This is a genomic window from Calidithermus terrae (assembly GCF_003574345.1).
In the GTDB taxonomy this organism is placed as follows: Bacteria; Deinococcota; Deinococci; order Deinococcales; family Thermaceae; genus Calidithermus; species Calidithermus chliarophilus.
The window spans coordinates 1-3,234 of record NZ_QXDL01000317.1 but is presented as its reverse complement, the minus strand read 5'-3'; the positions used below and the strand labels follow the sequence as shown (position 1 = coordinate 3,234).

Here is a 3,234-nt window from a genome sequence, read left to right as displayed (position 1 = left end):
GTGCCCGCGGGGGCGCTGGGGGCGGCCTGGGGCTGGGCGTCGAAGATGCCCAGCAGCGCGTCGAGCTCGCCGCCCTTGAGGTCTTGCATGAGGGCCATGGCGGCCTTGTGCTCCTGCTCGAGCTGGTCCACCAGCGGCATCGCCTCGGCGATGGCCTGGCGCACCTCGAGGATGCCCGAAGGCCCGACGCGGCCCAGGCGCTCGACCGCCGAGGTGAGGAACTCGATCATCGGCTTGAGGCGGATCACCGTCTCGCCGCCCATCGCCCGGTGGGCGTTGAAGCGCTCGAGCAGTTGGGCCAGGCTCACCGCCACCTCGGCGCGGAGGTTGTCCTGCACCTGCACCAGCCGGGCCAGCTCGGCCTTGATGGGGGCGGTGTCGGGGATCTCGCCCAGCGCCAGGCGGTTGCGGGCGTCGGCCACCAGGCTCATCAGCCTGTCCTCGCCCAGGCCGCGCAGGCCCTGGGCGGCGGCCTCGTAGCGGCTGAGCTCCCCGGCGAGCTGGCGGCGGCGCTGGTTGGCCTGCTCGTTCAGCCGCTCCTCGAGCTGCCGCTCCAGGGCGGCCGGGTCGGGGATGCGCCCCTCGGCCAGCGCGGCGCGGGCGTCGGAGAGGCCCGCGAGCTCGACGCCCGCCTCCTGGGCCTTCTGGGCCAGGGCCTCCAGCCGCTGGGCCACGAGGTCGCGGGTGCGCTGGGTGAGCTGGTGCAGGTAGTTCTCCAGCGCCACGAGGTCGTTGCCGGGGGTCTCGATCTGCTGGAGGAGCTGGGCGTGGTGGACCTCCAGGCCCGCCACCGCCGGCAGGGCCTGGGCGGCGGCCTTGAGGCTGGAGCGCTTGAGGCTCTCGTCGCGCTCCTTCTGCTCCTTGGTGAGGGCCACCATCAGCGCAGAGAAGTCCTGGCGCAGGGTCTGCAGGCCGGCCTCCTCGGGCTGCCCCTCGGCCAGGCGGGCCAGGTAGGCCTGCACCTGGGGGTGGTCGCGGTAGGTCGCCAGCGCCGACTCGGCCTCGGCGCGCAGGGCCTCGAGGGCCTGGGCCAGCCGGGCCGCCAGCGCGGCGAGCTTGGCGGTGTCCACGTCGTCGCGGTGCTCGGGGGCGGAGAGCTGGCGCATGCGGTCGCTGAGCCACTCGTAGCGGGCGCGGGCCTCGGAGAGGGCCTCGGCCTGCGCGGCCTTGAGCCGCTCCTCGAAGGCGCCCAGCGCCTCGCCCAGCAGGTTGCCCTGGGCCAGCTCCCCCTCGAGGCGGGCCAGCTCCTCGGCCACGCCGGCGCGGGCGAGCACCGCCGCGTAGCGCTCCTTGAGGGTCTCGAGGCGGCGGCGGTCCTCGGCGAGGTCGATCTCGCGGATGCGGGTCTGCTGCTCCTGGCTGAGGCTGTCGAGGTCGATGACGATGTCCCAGGCCTCGCCGGTGGCCGGGGCGGCCTCGGGGGCGTCGGTCTCCACCAGCGGCTCGGCCGCCACCACCGGCTCGTCCTCGTCCTCGACGAAGAGCGCGGGCTCGGTGGCGTTGCGCGGGGCGCTGATGGCGCTCGACTCCACCAGCTTGCGCAGCTCGGCGGCCAGGGTGCGCGCCCGCTCGACCTCGGCCTGGGCCAAGGTCTCGCCGGAGTGGGCCTCCTGGATCTGGCGGATCAGCGACTCCAGGCGCCGGATCTTGGGCCCGCCGATCATCTTGACCCGCTCGAACACCGCCTGAAGGTCGGCGATGTCGCGGGTCTGGCGCAGCAGGGCGCTCTGCAGGCGCTCCTCGAGCTGCTGCAGCAGCTCCTGGCCCTCGCGCAGCATGCGGCTGGCCTCGGCGCCCTCGGGCTCCTTGCGCAGCACGCTGAGGATGCCGCGCAGGCGGGCAACCTCGGGCCAGTCGAGGTAGAGGCTGAAGCGCTTGAAGCCCGACTCCAGCGCCGCCAGCCCACCCCCGACCTCGGCCCCGGCCTGCTCGCGCAGCTCCTTGAGCAGGCCGTCAACGAGGCCGCGGGCCTCGGCGGGGGTGCGGTTGGCCTGCAGCTCGCGGTAGACCAGGCGTTTGAGGATGCTCTCGGCCTGTCCGACGTCCAGGCGGTCGGGGTCAACCCCCAGCCGCCGCACGCCTTCCTCCAGGATGGACTGGGTCTTGGCGCCGAGCAGGGGCTCGAGCGACTGATACAGGTTCTGGTACAAAGACACTTGCGACGCCTCCAGCTCTAAGTTACCTCAAGCCCGCTGCCTTCTCGGGTTCCGCCGCCGAGGGCCAGGTTCGTTCAGGGACGATTAAAACTCCTCGTCCCACTCCACGATGGTCTCGCTGGTGAGCTTGGGGTCGGGCGCGGTGCGCATGGGCGCGGTGGCGGCGAGGCCCGGGTTGGTCTGGACCACGGTGGTGGTGTTGCGGGCGCGGCGGTCCTGGATGAGCCCGAACTGCACGGCGATCCCCCGCAGGCCGGCCGCCGAGAGGCCGATCACCAGGAAGAGCGTGAGCCCCCACAAAAGCTGGGCGATCAGGCTGCCCTGGATCGAGAAGGTCGAGAGGGGCGCCAGGAAGGTCAGGTTGCCGAAGCGGGGGTCGGCCAGGATGGCGCTGACGTAGGCCAGCCCCTCGATCACGGCGGGAAGGAAGAGGAAGAAGAAAGCCAGGCCCAAGAGGCGCCAGTAGGCGTTGCGCCCGCCGAAGGTGAGGTTGACGAGGTAGAGCGGGAACACCGCCAAAAGCGCCGCCAGGATGAACAAGAAGGCCCGGGGGATGCCCAGCAGCAGCAGCTCGAGCTGCACCTGCAGGGTGTGGTTGAAGCCCAGGCTGCGCCCCTCCAGCCGCTCCTCGACCTCCTGCACCTCGGCCAGGGCCACGGCCAGGTCGGTGGCGCGCAGGCCCACCGCGTCCTGCATGCGCCCCAGCAGCCGGTCGAAGCGGTCGGCGAAGGCCGGGTCGAGGACCTGCACCACGGGGTAGTAGCGCTCCTTGTAGGCGTCGTGGGCGAGCTCGAGGTACTCGCGCACCTCCTCGAAGTTGCCGGTCTTGACGTGGGCGGTGGCCTCGCCCAGGCGGGCGCGCAGGTCGAGGTTCATGGAGCGCACCCAGTCGCCTAAGCCGGCGAAGCCCAGCCGCGCCAGCACCGCGTTCACCCGGGCCTGGGTCCCGGCGTCGAGCTTGCCCTCGTAGCGCTCCTCGTGGCCGCCCGTCGCCGCGTGGGCCGGGCCGGCGGCGGGGGTGGACTGCGCCACCACCGGGCGGACCGCGGCGGGCTTAGGCGCCGGGGCGGGCTGGGCC

Annotated in this window: 1 protein-coding gene and 1 pseudogene; both read right to left on the bottom strand. The window is 73.0% G+C overall.

The features are described 5' to 3' along the window. A partial coding sequence (locus Mterra_RS20000; protein WP_147372967.1) for a coiled-coil domain-containing protein occupies window positions 1–2,156 on the bottom strand: 2,156 nt, incomplete at its 3' end. An 84-nt stretch (window positions 2,157–2,240) separates the two neighbouring features. Next, window positions 2,241–3,234: pseudogene (locus Mterra_RS22620) on the bottom strand (hypothetical protein); the annotation flags it as partial.